The organism is Streptomyces filipinensis (assembly GCF_014649495.1).
GTDB lineage: Bacteria > Actinomycetota > Actinomycetes > Streptomycetales > Streptomycetaceae > Streptomyces > Streptomyces filipinensis.
In genome coordinates this window covers 104,785-118,833 of the sequence record NZ_BMTD01000011.1, presented here as the reverse complement: position 1 = coordinate 118,833, position 14,049 = coordinate 104,785, and the positions used below count along the sequence as shown (strand labels likewise).

Genomic DNA, 14,049 nt, shown 5'->3' with positions numbered 1-14,049 from the left:
CCCCACCCCTCGGCCCCCGGCTGCCCGTCCCCGCCCACCGGCGGGGTCCCCGCCCACCGGTCCGGTCCGTACCCGCCGGCCGGGCGGGCCCTACCCGGCCGGCGGGCGGCGGCTATCCGCCCAGGTGCCGGGCGGCGAAGTCCATCTCCAGTCGCACCTGCCTGATCCGCTCGTCCACCACGAGGGACCCGTGCCCGGCGTCGTAGCGGTACACCTCGTGGGTCGCGCCTCTCGTCTCCAGGCGCTTGACGTAGTTGTCGATCTGCCGGATCGGGCAGCGCGGGTCGTTGACACCCGCCGAGATGTAGACCGGGGCCTTGACCTCGTCGACGTAGGTCAGCGGGGACGATGCCTCGAAGCGCTCGGGGACCTCCTCCGGGGTGCCGCCCAGCAGGGTGCGGTCCATGGCCTTCAGGGCCTCCATCTCGTCGTGGTACGCGGTGACGTAGTCCGCGACGGGCACGACCGCGATGCCCACCGACCACGCCTCGGGCTGGGTGCCGAGGCCGAGCAGGGTGAGATAGCCGCCCCAGGAGGCGCCGGTGAGGATCAGCCGGGTGGGGTCGGCGAGGCCCGAGGACACCGCCCAGTCGCGGACCGCGGCCACGTCCTCCAGCTCGATCAGGCCGACCCGGTGCTTGAGGGCGTCGGTCCAGGCCCGGCCGTAGCCGGTGGAGCCCCGGTAGTTGACGCGGATCACGGCATAGCCCTGGTCGACCCAGGCGGCCGGGCCCGCGGCGAAGGCGTCGCTGTCGTGCCAGGTCGGGCCGCCGTGCAGGTCGAAGACCGTCGGCAGGGGGCCGGTCGCGCCCGCCGGCTTCTGGATCAGGGCGTGGATGCGGCCGCCGGGGCCCTCCACCCAGGCGTCCTCCACCGGCACCGACGGCGGGCACGTCAGCCCGGGCGGGTCCAGGACGACACCGCCGGAGGTGGACCGCACCGCCGGGGGCTCGGCGGCCGACGACCACAGGTACTCCACGCTGCCGTCGGGGCGGGCCGTCGCGCCGGAGACCGTGCCGGGCGGGGTGGGGATGCGGGTCAGCTCGCGGGCCGCCAGGTCGTAGCGGAACAGTTCGCTGCGGGCCTCGAAGCCGTGGGCGATGAGCAGGGCCGAGCCGTCCGGGCACCACTCGGCGCTGACGTCGCCGGGGAGGTCCAGGGCGAGGTCGGTCTCCTCGCCCGTCGCCACATCCCACACCAGCGGCTCCCAGCGGCCCCGGCGCTGATGCCCGACGAGCAACCGGGTGTCGCCGTCGACCGGCGCGAAGCCCAGCACCTCCAGGCCCAGTTCCTCGGTGCCGCCCTTGGTGTCGTCCAGCTCGGCGACCGGTGTGCCGTCCGGGCGGAGCACGCGCAGCGCCGCGTGCATGGCGTCACCGTGCTCGGTGTGCTCGACGGCGATCAGGGAGCCGTCGTGCGAGAGGTCGCCGACGCCCGCCGACTCGCGGTGCCGGTAGATCTCGGCCGGGTCCTCGCCCTCGCGGGCCAGATGGATCGTCGTCCCCTCCTCGTCCGTGGAGCGGCCGACGACCGCCGTGCGGCCGTCGCGGGCCAGGGCGAGACCGGCCGGATAGGAGGGTTCGAGGCCGGGGACGGCGGGCTGGTCCGCCCCTCCCTCGAAGGGCTGGCGGCGCCAGACGCCGAACTCGTCGCCGTCCTTGTCGTCGAACCACCAGATCCAGGCGCCGTCCGGGGAGAGCACGCCGTCCGTCGTGCCGTTCGGCCGGAACGTCGCCTGCCGCTGCTCGCCCGTCGCACGGTCCCAGGCGTACAGCTCGTACGTGCCCGTCGCGTTCGACACGAACAGGGAGCGGTCCGGCGCGTCCTCCGCCCAGTCGGGCAGCGACACGCGCGGCGCCCGAAACCGCTTCTCCCAGTCCGGCATGCCGGCCGCGTCGCGCGTGCCCGGCTCGTTGCTCTCACTCATGGCCCCAGTCATGCGCCCATAGTGCCTGGCCGCGCCGACAATTGGGTGGCACGTGTGCGCAGGCTGTGGATAACTTCGCGACCATGAGCACTTCCGGCACCACTCCGTCCGCCCCCGAAGGCTGGCGCGAGGACAACCAGGCCATGTGGGACGAACGGGTCCCCGTCCATGTGGGCGGCGAGTTCTACGACCTCGACGGCTTCCGGGCCCGCCCGGACGTCCTGCGGGACTTCGAGAAGGACGAGGTCGGTGACGTCACCGGCAAGACGCTCCTGCACCTGCAGTGCCACATCGGGACCGACACCCTCTCCTGGGCGCATCGCGGTGCCGCCCGCGTCGTGGGCCTGGACTTCTCCGTCCCGGCCGTCGAGGCCGCCCGCTCCCTCGCGGCCGACCTCGGCCACGGCCCCGAGCGCGCGGCCTTCGTCACCGGCGACGTGTACGACGCGGCGCGGTTGGTGCCCGAGCCGTCGTACGACATCGTCTACACGGGGCTCGGCGCGCTGTGCTGGCTGCCCGACATCCGCCGCTGGGCCCGGACGGCCGCGTCGCTCGTCGCGCCCGGCGGGTTCCTGTACCTCGCCGAGTTCCACCCGATCACCGACGCCCTCGACGACGCGACCGGCTCACGGGTCGTGCGCGACTACTTCGCCCGCGACGCCCAGGTGTGGGAAGAGCCCGGCACCTACGCCGACCAGAACGCCGCCACGGTCCACAACCGCAGCGTGCAGTGGCAGCACACCCTCGGCGACGTCGTCTCCGCGCTCGCCGGGGCCGGGCTGCGCATCGAGTTCCTGCACGAGCACGACGTGTCGCTCTTCCCGCGCTTCGAGAACTTCGAGGTCCAGGGCGACTACCACCGCTTCCCCGCGGGCCACCCGCGCATCCCGCTGATCTATTCGCTCAGGGCCACCAAGGGCTGAACCCGGGGGCCAAGGGCCGCCCCGCGGGCGGGGCAGCGGCGGCGGCGCCGTACCGTGGAGGGCGTGTACCGGTTTCTGCTGACACCCCGCTGGTGGGGCATCAACGTCTTCGTGCTGCTCGCCATCCCGTTCTGCGTCTTCATGGGGTCCTGGCAGCTGAGCCGGTTCGAGGGGCGGGTCCAGGACCACCGGGCCGCCACCGAGCAGGCCGCGTCCGACCGGCACGAGAGAGCGCGTCCGCTGGAGACGATGCTGCCCGTCGACAAGGCCACCTCCGGCCGCCGGGTCAGCGCGCGCGGGCACTACGGCACACAGCTGCTGGTGCCGGGCCGGCAGCTCGACGACAGGAACGGCTTCTACGTCCTCACCCTGCTGCGCACCGGCTCCGGCAAGGCGCTGCCGGTGGTGCGGGGCTGGCTGCCGGGCACGGCGGACGCGGCGAAGGCGCCCGCGCCGCCGCGCGGTGAGGTCACCGTGACCGGCGCGCTGCAGGCGTCCGAGACGCCCGGGGACAACGGGGTCAGCGCCCAGGGCGGACTGCCGGCGGGGCAGACGGCGGTGATCAGCTCGGCGTCCCTGGTGAACCTGGTGCCGTACCAGCTGTACGACGCCTGGATCACGCTCGACACGGCCGACGCCGGGATGCGGGCCGTGCCCGCGACGGCGCCGGACGGTACCGGGCTGGATCTGAAGGCGTTCCAGAACCTCGGCTACACCGGGGAGTGGTTCGTCTTCGCCGGGTTCGTGGTGTTCATGTGGTTCCGGCTGCTGCGGCGGGAGGCGGAGGCCGCGCGGGACGCCGCGCTGGGCCTGGTCCCCGCGGCGGAGGACACCCCGGCGCCGGTGGTCAGCGGCTGACCGCTGCCGGCGCGGGCCGGGGCGGGGCCGCCCGCCGGCCCACGGCACGACGGCGCCGCTACGAACCCGCCAGCACCCCGGTGTAGATCACGGTCCCCGCGCACTCCCCGGTCACCGTGGCCGTGGCCGACGGTGAGCCGCCCTGCGCCGTGTGCGTGATCTGCACGCTTCCGTCGGCCGTGCCGTCCTCGGTCATCAACTGGGGCGTGGTGCCCGTGCCCGTCGAGCCCCCGCTGTCCGCCGTACCGCCGGAGGCACTCGCGTCCTGCGTGGGTGTCGGATCCGGCGTCGGGTCGGCCGGGTCCGTGCCGCCGGTGGTGCTGTCGCCGCCCGCCGCGGGGCAGGTCTCCGAGGGCACGAAGGCGAACTTCTCCTCGTAGGCCGCGCCCGGCTGCACGAGCAGCCCGGTGACCTCCAGCGAGGGGTCGGGGAGGTCGGTCGCCGCGTCCCCGGCCACATGCCGGGCGGTGCCGATCTTGGCCTGGTCGGCCGCGCCCGTCGCGGTGGGGGTGATGGTGCCCGCACCGGCGACGGTACAGGCGGTGGAGGAGGTGTTGACGACGCGGAACGTGCCGTAGACCACGCCCGCGGAGTTGGGGACGTCGGCGGTGCCGGTGGCGGAGCCCAGCTGGGCCGCGGTGCACACCGGTGCGCCGCCGGCGGTGAGCGTGGCGGACGGGTTGGCGCCGCCGCTGGAGCCGGCGGTGCCGGCGCCGGGCCTGTCCCCCTTCTCGCCGGGCTTGCCGGACTGCCTGCCGGGCTTGACACTCGCGGTGCCGGCGTCCCTCGGGGAGCCCTTGGCGCCGCCCTCGTCCTTGGTCTGCCCGGTGCCGCCCTGGGCCTGGGACGACTGGCCGGCCATGGCGGTGTTGGGGTCGGAGCCGTCGGCCTGGGAGACATGGACGAGGGCGGGGATCGCGGTGCCGATGAACAGGGCGGCGGCGGCCATGCCGACGGCGGCCTGCCGCTTGCGGGCCCGCCGCGCGGGGACGGCCCGGCGCAGGTGGTCCAGCGTGCCGGCGCGCGGCGCGATGTCGTCGACGGCGGAGTGCAGCATCCGGCGCAGGGCCGGCTCGTCGCCGTCGAACCCCTCGGGGCCCTTCTCGTCGGGGCCGTGGTTCACAGTTCCGTTCCCAGCGTGCGATTGCGTGTGCTCTTGCTCGTCCCGCTTCGTCGGTTCGTGCCAGGCGAAGGGCTCGTGACGTTCGTGGGAGTGGCGTTCATCGGAATCGCCCCCTTCGGCTCGCTCGCTCATGCCGGCGCCTCCATGGCCACCCGCAGCGCGGCGATGCCGCGCGAGCCGTACGCCTTCACCGAACCCAGCGAGATCCCGAGGGTCTCGGCGACCTGGGATTCGGTCATGTCCGCGAAGTAGCGCAGGACCAGGACCTCGCGCTGGCGGCGCTGCAGGCCCTTCATCGCCTTGATGAGGTCGCGCCGCTCCAGCTGGTCGTAGGCGCCCTCCTCGGCGCTCGCCATGTCCGGCATCGGCTTGGAGAGCAGCTTCAGGCCGAGGATGCGGCGGCGCAGCGTGGAGCGGGAGAGGTTGACGACCGTCTGCCTGAGGTAGGCGAGGGTCTTCTCGGGGTCGCGGACCCGCTTGCGGGCCGAGTGGACGCGGATGAAGGCCTCCTGGACGACGTCCTCGCAGGAGGCGGTGTCGTCGAGGAGCAGCGCGGCGAGGCCGAGCAGCGAGCGGTAGTGCGCCCGGTAGGTCTCGGTGAGGTGGTCGACGGTCGTGCCGGCGGCCTCGGTCACCGCGGGGGCCGCGGCCTCCTCGGCACCGTCACGCTGGCTGGGTATGCGGGCGGGCCGCGCTGCGGGCATGGGCGCGATCACCGGCATGCCGCCGGGCGTGCGGGGCCGGAGCGCCGCACGGGGCGGCCGCAGGGACGCCGTGCCGCGGACCGCGCTGAGTTCGAGTACCTCTGCCACGCCAGTTGGACACGCCTGCCCCCGCCAAGGTTGTACGTGCCGGCCGTCACATGTGCGACAACCGGCCGTGCCTCAAGTGCCGTCATGCGCCCCGCTCTTCCCCTATGTCTGATATGTGGGTGGGTGTCCCCACACCCCGCCCGATCACGGCGCCCCCACACTCCGAAGAGTGACCGCAAAGACGCTCCCCGTCCGCCGCGAGGTTGCGGGGACGGGGAGGGAAATCTTCTGTTGCCTTGAGCAATGGTTTCAAGTGGTTCGGACCATGCTTCTGGCCACACTTCTTACACAGATCCTACAAACCCTGTCTTGACGGCCTACGCCCGGTCGCCCCAGTCCGCCGCGACCAGCTCCGCGATCTGCGCCGTGTTCAGTGCGGCGCCCTTGCGGAGGTTGTCGCCGCACACGAAGAGTTCGAGCGCGGTCGGGTCGTCCAGGGCCCGCCGCAGCCGGCCCACCCAGGTCGGGTCGGTGCCCACGACGTCGGCGGGGGTCGGGAACTCGCCGGTGGCCGGGTCGTCGCACAGCACCACACCCGGCGCGGTCGCGAGGATCTCCCGGGCGCGGTCGACGCTCACCTCGCCCTGGAAGCGGGCGTGCACGGTCAGCGAGTGGGTGGTGATCACCGGGACGCGGACGCAGGTCACGGCGACCGGCAGCTGCGGCAGCCCGAGGATCTTGCGGGCCTCGTCGCGGACCTTCATCTCCTCCGAGGACCAGCCGTCCTCCCGCAGCGACCCGGCCCACGGGACGACGTTCAGCGCGACCGGCTCCGGGAACGGCCCGGTGTCCTCCCCGACGGCCCGCCGCACGTCACCGGGCTTGGTGCCCAGCTCGGTACCGGCCACCAGGGACAGCTGGGCCCTGAGGGTCTCCACGCCGGCCCGCCCGGCACCGCTCACCGCCTGGTACGACGACACCACGAGCTCGCGCAGCCCGAACTCGGCGTGCAGCGCGCCCAGGGCGACGATCATCGTCAGGGTCGTGCAGTTGGGGTTGGCGACGATCCCGCGCGGCCGGGTCCGCACGGCGTGCGGGTTGACCTCGGGCACCACGAGCGGCACCTCGGGGTCCAGCCGGAAGGCGGCGGAGTTGTCGACGACGACCGCGCCGCGGGTCACGGCGATCGGCGCCCACTGCGCGGCGACCTCGTCCGGGACGTCGAACATCGCGACGTCGACCCCGTCGAAGGCCTCTTCGCTCAGGGCCGTCACCTCGATCTCCTCGCCGCGCACGGCCAGCTTGCGGCCGGCCGAGCGCGGGGAGGCGATCAGGCGGATCTCGCCCCAGACGTCCGCACGCTGGGACAGGATCTGGAGCATGACCGCGCCGACGGCCCCGGTCGCTCCCACGACCGCGAGCGTCGGCTTGCCGGTCATCGTCGTACGCCTCCGTACGCGGAGACGGTCATCGGCCGGTGCCGCCGTAGACGACGGCCTCGTCGGTGTCGGAGTCGAGCCCGAAGGCCGTGTGCACGGCACGGACGGCCTCCGGCACGTCGTCCTTGCGGGTGACGACGGAGATGCGGATCTCGGAGGTGGAGATCAGCTCGATGTTCACTCCCGCGTCGCTCAGCGCCTCGAAGAAGGAGGCGGTGACCCCCGGATTGGTCTTCATGCCGGCGCCGACCAGCGAGATCTTGCCGATCTGGTCGTCGTAGCGCAGCGAGTCGAAGCCGATGCCCGACCGGCTCTTCTCCAGCGCGTCGATCGCCTTGCGGCCCTCGGTCTTCGGCAGCGTGAAGGAGATGTCCGTCAGCCCCGTGGAGGCGGCGGACACGTTCTGCACGACCATGTCGATGTTGATCTCGGCATCGGCGATGGCCCGGAAGATCGCGGCGGCCTCACCCGGCTTGTCCGGCACGCCGACGACCGTGATCTTGGCCTCGGAGGTGTCGTGCGCGACACCGGAGATGATGGCCTGCTCCACCTTCTTGTCCCCAATCGGCTCACTGCTGACCCACGTGCCCTGCAACCCGCTGAAGCTGGAGCGGACGTGGATCGGGATGTTGTAGCGGCGGGCGTACTCCACACAGCGGTGGAGCAGCACCTTGGAGCCGGAGGCGGCGAGCTCCAGCATGTCCTCGAAGGAGATCCAGTCGATCTTCTTCGCCTTCTTCACCACGCGCGGGTCGGCGGTGAACACACCGTCCACGTCGGTGTAGATCTCGCAGACCTCGGCGTCGAGCGCGGCGGCGAGCGCCACGGCCGTCGTGTCGGACCCACCGCGGCCCAGCGTGGTGATGTCCTTCTTGTCCTGGCTGACGCCCTGGAAACCGGCGACGATCGCGATGTTGCCCTTGTCCAGGGACTCACGGATCCGGCCCGGCGTGACGTCGATGATCCGGGCTTTGTTGTGGACCGAGTCGGTGATGACGCCTGCCTGGCTGCCGGTGAAGGACTGGGCCTCGTGGCCCAGGTTTTTGATCGCCATCGCCAGCAGGGCCATGGAGATCCGCTCTCCGGCGGTCAGCAGCATGTCGAATTCCCGCCCGGCGGGCATCGGAGAAACCCGCTCCGCGAGATCGATCAGCTCGTCCGTCGTGTCGCCCATCGCGGAAACGACGACGACAACCTGGTTGCCGTTCTTCTTCGCTTCCACGATCCGCTTGGCGACGCGCTTGATGCCTTCGGCATCGGCTACGGAGGAACCTCCGTACTTCTGCACGACAAGGCCCACGTGCGCTCCTCGCTCGGTTCGTTTGTGTCGGCTCAGTCTAACGAGCGCCCGAATTCCACCACCCTGCTCCCGCATGGTGAGACGTCGGCCGCCGTGTTCCGGAAGGGCTCTTGCCCACCGCGCGGGGGACCACGCAGAAAGTGCCCCGGGTCACAGCGAACGCCGCTAGCGTCCCGTGATGAGGGGGGCATGACATGACGGAAGTGCTGCTCGCCGGGATCGTCCTGCTCGGCGGATGCGTGCAGTGGCTGACCGGCATGGGCTTCGCCCTGGTCGCCGTACCGGCGCTGGTGCTGCTGCTCGGGCCGGCCGACGGGGTGGTGCTCGCCAACTGCGCCGCGGGGGCCATCAGCGTGGTGGGCCTGGCGGGCGGCTGGCGGCGGGTACGCCCCGCGGCGATGGTGCCCCTGTGCGCGGCGGCGGCCTGCACGGTCCCGGCGGGCGCCTGGCTGACCCGCCAACTCCCGCGCCCGGTCCTGCTGGTGGTCATGGGCGGCCTGGTGACGGTGGCCGTCCTGCTGGTGATGCGCGGCGCCCGGGTACCGGCCCTGCGCGGCGGCAGGGGCGCGGTGACCGCGGGAGCGCTGGGCGGCTTCATGAACGCGGCGGCGGGCGTGGGCGGCCCTCCGGTGTCCCTGTACGCCCTCAACGCGGGCTGGACGGTGCGCGAGTTCGTGCCCAACGCCCAGTTCTACGGCGTCGCCGTCAACGTGTTCTCGATCGCCGCGAACGGCACGCCCCGGCTGAGCGGACCCCAGTGGGCGGTGGCCGGCGGGGCGATGACCGCGGGGGCGCTGATCGGCCACGTGATCGCCGGCCGCATCCCCGAAGACCGGGCCCGCCACCTGGTCCTGCTGCTGTCCCTGGCCGGCGGCGCGACGGCGGTGACGAAGGGGCTGTGGGGGGTGTGGGCGGGGTGAGCCCGGGCCCGGCCGCCGCGGCCCCGTGATCCGGCGCTACGTCCCCGGCCGGATCCCCAGCGGCCCGCCGATCTCCTCCGCCATGACCCGCCCCGCCTCGAACTCCAGGGTCTCGTCGCCCATGGTGGCCTGGTCGGTGTCGAGGCCGTCCAGCTCCTCCAGGGGCTGGTTCAGGCGGACGTGGATGAGGACCGACTGCAGGGCGCGCAGGACGGCGGAGGCCGTGGGGCCCCAGTTGGAGAAGTAGGAGAACTGCCACCACCACAGGGCCTCCGAGGTGCGGCCGGCGCGGTAGTGGGCCATGCCGTGGCGGAGGTCGGTGATGACGTCGGCGAGGTCGTCGGAGATACGCGCCGGGACGGGGGCCTTGCGGGGCTCGTACGGGTCGAAGACCTCGGAGTAGACGTCGACGGGTTCGAGGAGCCGGGCCAGGTTCTCGCGCAGCTCGTCGACGTCCGCCTCGGGGCCCGGGTCGGGCTCGTAGCGCTCCTCGGGGACGATGTCCTCGTGGGCGCCCAGGCGGCCGCCGGCCAGCAGCAGCTGGGAGACCTCCAGCAGGAGGAAGGGGACCGTCGAGCCGGGCTCGTCGCCCTTCGCCACCTCGGTGACCGCCACCAGGAAGCTCTCGACCTGGTCCGCGATCTGGACCACGAAATCGTCCGGGTTCTGCGTCGAGTCGTGCAGTGTGGCGTCAGACATCTAGGAGTCGTCTCCCCTCGAAGGCGCGGCCGAGGGTCACCTCGTCCGCGTATTCCAGGTCGCCACCCACCGGGAGGCCGCTGGCCAGGCGGGTGACCTTCAGGCCCATGGGTTTGATCATGCGGGCGAGGTAGGTGGCCGTGGCCTCGCCCTCCAGGTTGGGGTCCGTCGCCAGGATCAGCTCCGTGACCGTCCCGTCGGCCAACCGCGCGAGAAGTTCTCGTATACGCAGGTCGTCGGGACCCACGCCCTCGATCGGGCTGATGGCGCCGCCCAGCACGTGGTAGCGGCCGCGGAACTCGCGGGTGCGCTCGATGGCGACGACGTCCTTCGGCTCCTCGACCACGCAGATGACCGACGGGTCGCGGCGCGGGTCACGGCAGATGTTGCACAGCTCCTCCTGCGCCACATTGCCGCAGGTCGCGCAGAAACGGACCTTCGCCTTGACCTCCAGGAGCGCCTGCGCGAGCCGCTTCACATCGGTCGGCTCCGCCTGCAGGATGTGGAAGGCGATGCGCTGCGCGCTCTTGGGACCGACGCCGGGCAGCCGCCCCAGCTCGTCGATGAGGTCCTGGACCACGCCTTCGTACACCGGACCGCCCTTCCTGGAGACCTTTCGGAACGTACCGTAGTTGGCCCGGGCTCAGAACGGCAGACCGGGGATGCCCGTACCGCCGCCGAGACCCTGGGCGAGCGGGCCGAGCTTCTGCTGCTGGAGCGTCTGCGCGTTCTCGTTGGCCGCCTGTACGGCGGCCACGATCAGATCGGCGAGCGTCTCGGTGTCCTCCGGGTCGACCGCCTTCGGGTCGATCTTCAGCGCGCGCAGCTCACCGGCGCCGGTCACGGTGGCCTTCACCAGACCGCCGCCCGCCTGCCCGTCGACCTCCGTGTTCGCCAGTTCCTCCTGCGCCCGCTGCAGATCCTGCTGCATCTTCTGCGCCTGCTGGAGCAACTGCTGCATGTTGGGCTGGCCACCACCGGGGATCACGATCAGCTCCTCTACGTTCTTCTCGTTGAGCACGAGCCTACGTGGTCCACGTCCCCATCGCCCCGCCACTCTTTCGAGTGAGAACAACGGCAGCCCTATACCTGATCAAGACGCTCTTCCGAGCGGAAAAGCCGGGAAAGCTCCTTCGTCGCCACCCATTGGGCGGTAGGAAAGGTGCCGCGCGTCGGCATGGAATCGGCATGGTATGTCACGCAACGTGACCGGTCGTGATCAGTGATCAGTAGGGAGTGCCGGGTGGGTCAGCCGGAGATGCAGCCCGAGGGTCCGCCACAGGACGGGCGGGGCGAGGGTGCGGCCGGGCTGCGGCCGGGCGATCTGAGCGGGCGGGCCTTTCCGCTCGGGGACTGGGGGGAGCCCGCCGAGCGGCTCGACGAGCTGTACCGATGGGTGGAGCGCGGGGCGCTGGAGACGGCGTCCTGGTATCTGCGGGACCGGGTGTGGAAGCGGCGCGGAGCCCGGGTGCTGCGTTCGGGCGCGGCGGCGGGCGTGGTGACCGGTGCCGCGCTGCCGCTGCTGGATCTGGCGGGGGCGGCCGACGGGGCGGCGCCCTGGGGCTGTATGGCGCTGCTGGTCGCGGTCGCCTGTGTGGGCGTCGACCGGTACTTCGGCATGACGTCCGGCTGGATGCGGGACGTGGCCACCGCGCAGGCGGTGCAGCGGCGGCTGCAGGCGCTGCAGTTCGACTGGGCCTCCGAGAGCATCCGGGAGGTGCTGGGCCCGGCGGAAGGCACGGCCGGGGAGGCCGCCGAGCGGTGCCTGGGCGTGCTGCGGCGCTTCACCGAGGACGTCACGGAGCTGGTGCGCGCGGAGACGACCGACTGGATGGTGGAGTTCCGCACGGGGTCCGCGCCGCTGGGCATCCAGGCGGCGGTGGCGTACGTCCCGCGCCAGGAGGCGGGCGGTTCCGGCGCGCGTTTTCCGCTGCCCCCGGCCAACGGGTCCCGTCCGAACATGCCCCGGCAGCGACCGCCGGAGCCGCGCTAGGGCTCTGCCGGGGGCAGGGGCGCTCGTCGGCCAGGCCCCAGCGGCACCGCGAAGCCTCACTGCTTGGTGTACGTCAGGCTCTCCGCACCGTCGGCCTTCGCCCGCTTCAGCCGGCCGTCCGGCAGCAGGGTGACCTCGGTGGCCTCGCCCGGGGTGCAGGAGGAGGCGGGTGCGCCGCTGGTCACGGTGGACGGCCCGATCTCCAACGGGCCGTCGGCGGCGGGTTGCTGGACGAGCTTGGCGGTGAAGACACAGTGGTACGTCCCGCCGTCGCTGGTCGGCCCGTCCGCCACCAGCGTCAGCACGCTGTCGCCCAGCTTGCCCTGCCGGATGGTCAGTTGGCGGGTGTTGGCCCCGTTGGTGTTGTCGATCGCCGACTCCCAGGTGCCCAGGTAGCCCGCCGGGATCAGCCCGTCCGCGGAGACGGAGACGGAGGCGGACGGCGTCGGCTCGGCCGGGCTGGGCGCCCCCGAGTTCCCGTCGGCCGTCCCCGAGCCGGCACCGGTCGCGGGACCGGCGGCGCCGCTTCCCTTGTCGTGCCCGCCGTCGCCGTTCATCAGCGCGTACACCGAGCCGCCCGCGCCCAGCGCCACCACCAGCGCGATCACGACGAGGAGCGCGGTCGACCGCCCGCTGCGCCGCTCCGGCCCGGGCGGCCCGCCGGTCACCGACGGCCCGTACGGTGGCGTGGTCCCGGGCCCGCCGCCGTAGGGGTGGTACGACTGCTGCGGGTACCCGTAGCCGCCGCCCGACGGGGGATACGCCTGAGCGGCCGGCTGGGGGTGCTGCTGGGCGTACCCGAACCCGGGAGGCACCGGCGGCACGGGCGGCGGAGCCTGCCCCGGCACCGCGGTGGGCGGCTGGTTCGCCCCGGCACCGGCGCCGCATCCCGCGTCGGAGACGGCCGCGTGCTCGGGTGACACCTCACCGGCAGCGCTTCCCGGCACACCCCCGCCCACCGCACCCGCCGAAGCGTGCGCCGCGCCACCGAACCCACCGGTGCCCGCACCCGCGGGCGCGCCCACCCCCAAAGACGTCCCCTCCGGGTCCTCGACCTCCAGCAGCTGCACCGCGTGCCGCCCGAGTTGGGCGACCAGCGCCCCCGGCAGCCAGGGATCCCGTGACCGCCCCCCGGTCACCGTGTCCCCCGCCCCCGTCCGCTCCAGCAGCGCGTCCAGTGACGGCCGGGCCGCTGGATCCTTGCGCAGGCAGTCCCGCACCAGGTCGGCGATCCCCTCCGGCACCCCCGCCAGATCCGGTTCCTCCTGGGCGATCCGGAACATCAGCGCGTGCACCCCGCTGCCGGCGGTCCCGAACGGCAGCGCCCCGGTCGCCGCGTACGCGAGCACGGATCCGAGGCAGAAGACGTCGCACGCCGGTGTGATCCGGTCCCCCCGCACCTGCTCGGGTGCCATGAACCCCGGTGACCCGACCAGCGCCCCGGCCCGGGTCAGCTCCTCCCCGGCCAGCGAGGCCGTCTCCAGGGCCCGGGCGATCCCGAAGTCGATCACGCGCGGCCCGTCGATGGTGACGAGCACGTTCGACGGCTTCAGGTCCCGGTGCACGATCCCCGCCGCGTGGATGTCCTTCAGCGCGTGCGCGAGCCCCGCCGCGAGGATCCGTACCGACCGCTCCGGCAACGCCCCGTGATCATGGCCGACGACCTGCTGCAGGCTCGGTCCGGCGACGTACCCCGTGGCCACCCACGGCACCGTCGCCTCGGTGTCGGCGTCCAGCACGGGCGCGGTCCAGTACCCGCCGACCCGGCGCGCGGCCTGCACCTCCTGCCGGAACCGGGCCCGGAACTCGTCCTGCGCGGCGAGCTCCTCGCGGACCAGTTTCACGGCGACGGTACGGCCCCGGTCCGACCGGGCGAGATACACCTGCCCCATGCCGCCCGCGCCGAGCCGCGCCAGCAGCCGGTATCCCCCGATGCCCTGCGGATCCGCCGTCCCCAGCTTCTCCATGGCCGCCCTTCCCCCAGACACGTACCGCATACGTGTGCAACGGACCGAGAATAATCCGGCCCTGCGGACAGGCGCGCGGCCCACTGTCTACGGTTCCGTAACGGGCTTGCCGAGCTCTTCCCGTACCGCCGACGGCCGTTCCAGCGGC

13 protein-coding genes are annotated in these 14,049 nt (G+C 72.9%); 4 read left to right on the top strand and 9 right to left on the bottom strand.

Going from position 1 to position 14,049, the window contains the following annotated elements; genetic code table 11:
* Positions 1-112 precede the first annotated feature (112 nt).
* The gene (locus IE244_RS24200; protein ID WP_229854310.1) at positions 113-1,927 is read right to left on the bottom strand and encodes a S9 family peptidase; all 1,815 of its coding nucleotides are present in this window, start codon (positions 1,925-1,927) and stop codon (positions 113-115) included.
* Between the two features lie 83 nt (positions 1,928-2,010).
* Here IE244_RS24200 and IE244_RS24195 point away from each other — a divergent pair, with 83 nt between their 5' ends.
* Together IE244_RS24195 and IE244_RS24190 are read left to right on the top strand one after the other, a co-directional pair.
* Positions 2,011-2,850, top strand: a complete 840-nt coding sequence (locus IE244_RS24195) for a class I SAM-dependent methyltransferase (protein ID WP_229854309.1) — start codon at positions 2,011-2,013, stop codon at positions 2,848-2,850.
* A gap of 63 nt (positions 2,851-2,913) precedes the next feature.
* On the top strand, positions 2,914-3,708 hold the full coding sequence (locus tag IE244_RS24190; RefSeq protein ID WP_191875672.1) for an SURF1 family protein: 795 nt from the start codon (positions 2,914-2,916) through the stop codon (positions 3,706-3,708).
* A 58-nt stretch (positions 3,709-3,766) separates the two neighbouring features.
* Here the strand turns inward: IE244_RS24190 and IE244_RS24185 are convergent, their stop codons facing one another.
* The 4 genes from IE244_RS24185 to IE244_RS24170 all read right to left on the bottom strand — a co-directional run bounded on the left by IE244_RS24185 (position 3,767) and on the right by IE244_RS24170 (position 8,322).
* Complete coding sequence (locus IE244_RS24185) at positions 3,767-4,831, bottom strand: hypothetical protein (protein WP_191875671.1); 1,065 nt, start codon at positions 4,829-4,831, stop codon at positions 3,767-3,769.
* 128 nt (positions 4,832-4,959) lie between these two features.
* Positions 4,960-5,643 carry a SigE family RNA polymerase sigma factor gene (locus IE244_RS24180; RefSeq protein WP_191875670.1) on the bottom strand — a complete coding sequence of 228 codons (684 nt, stop codon included), beginning with the start codon at positions 5,641-5,643 and terminating at the stop codon, positions 4,960-4,962.
* 317 nt (positions 5,644-5,960) lie between these two features.
* Positions 5,961-7,022, bottom strand: coding sequence for an aspartate-semialdehyde dehydrogenase (locus tag IE244_RS24175; protein WP_191875669.1), 1,062 nt, complete (start codon positions 7,020-7,022; stop codon positions 5,961-5,963).
* A 28-nt stretch (positions 7,023-7,050) separates the two neighbouring features.
* Complete coding sequence (locus IE244_RS24170; RefSeq protein WP_031164805.1) at positions 7,051-8,322, bottom strand: aspartate kinase; 1,272 nt, start codon at positions 8,320-8,322, stop codon at positions 7,051-7,053.
* Between the two features lie 194 nt (positions 8,323-8,516).
* Between IE244_RS24170 and IE244_RS24165 the strand changes: the two genes are divergently transcribed.
* Positions 8,517-9,242 (top strand): sulfite exporter TauE/SafE family protein, encoded by a 726-nt coding sequence (locus IE244_RS24165; RefSeq protein WP_191875668.1) that lies wholly within the window; start codon positions 8,517-8,519, stop codon positions 9,240-9,242.
* Positions 9,243-9,278: 36 nt separating this feature from the next.
* Here the strand turns inward: IE244_RS24165 and IE244_RS24160 are convergent, their stop codons facing one another.
* From IE244_RS24160 to IE244_RS24150, 3 genes are read right to left on the bottom strand one after another with little or no spacing between them, the layout of a single operon-like run.
* Positions 9,279-9,941: a DUF5063 domain-containing protein gene (locus tag IE244_RS24160; RefSeq protein WP_191875667.1), complete on the bottom strand. Its 663-nt coding sequence runs from the start codon at positions 9,939-9,941 to the stop codon at positions 9,279-9,281.
* The gene (recR, locus tag IE244_RS24155) at positions 9,934-10,533 is read right to left on the bottom strand and encodes a recombination mediator RecR (RefSeq protein WP_031164801.1); all 600 of its coding nucleotides are present in this window, start codon (positions 10,531-10,533) and stop codon (positions 9,934-9,936) included. Before recR ends, IE244_RS24160 begins: the two co-directional genes overlap by 8 nt.
* 51 nt (positions 10,534-10,584) lie before the next feature.
* Positions 10,585-10,929 carry a YbaB/EbfC family nucleoid-associated protein gene (locus tag IE244_RS24150; RefSeq protein WP_031164799.1) on the bottom strand — a complete coding sequence of 115 codons (345 nt, stop codon included), beginning with the start codon at positions 10,927-10,929 and terminating at the stop codon, positions 10,585-10,587.
* A 255-nt stretch (positions 10,930-11,184) separates the two neighbouring features.
* On the opposite strand from IE244_RS24150, the gene IE244_RS24145 reads away from it, so the two are divergent.
* A complete protein-coding gene (locus IE244_RS24145) occupies positions 11,185-11,934 on the top strand; it encodes an SLATT domain-containing protein (RefSeq protein ID WP_191875666.1) in 750 nt (249 codons plus the stop codon).
* A 56-nt stretch (positions 11,935-11,990) separates the two neighbouring features.
* On the opposite strand, the gene IE244_RS24140 is transcribed toward IE244_RS24145, so the two are convergent.
* Positions 11,991-13,901, bottom strand: a complete 1,911-nt coding sequence (locus IE244_RS24140) for a serine/threonine-protein kinase (protein ID WP_191875665.1) — start codon at positions 13,899-13,901, stop codon at positions 11,991-11,993.
* Positions 13,902-14,049 lie beyond the last annotated feature (148 nt).

Bases quoted from the DNA above. Each gene is read 5' to 3' on its own strand.
- IE244_RS24200 (WP_229854310.1), bottom strand. From the start codon at position 1,927: ATGAGTGAGAGCAACGAGCCGGGCACGCGCGACGCGGCCGGCATGCCG.
- IE244_RS24195 (WP_229854309.1), top strand. From the start codon at position 2,011: ATGAGCACTTCCGGCACCACTCCGTCCGCCCCCGAAGGCTGGCGCGAG.
- IE244_RS24175 (WP_191875669.1), bottom strand. From the start codon at position 7,022: ATGACCGGCAAGCCGACGCTCGCGGTCGTGGGAGCGACCGGGGCCGTC.
- IE244_RS24165 (WP_191875668.1), top strand. From the start codon at position 8,517: ATGACGGAAGTGCTGCTCGCCGGGATCGTCCTGCTCGGCGGATGCGTG.
- IE244_RS24160 (WP_191875667.1), bottom strand. From the start codon at position 9,941: ATGTCTGACGCCACACTGCACGACTCGACGCAGAACCCGGACGATTTC.
- IE244_RS24140 (WP_191875665.1), bottom strand. From the start codon at position 13,901: ATGGAGAAGCTGGGGACGGCGGATCCGCAGGGCATCGGGGGATACCGG.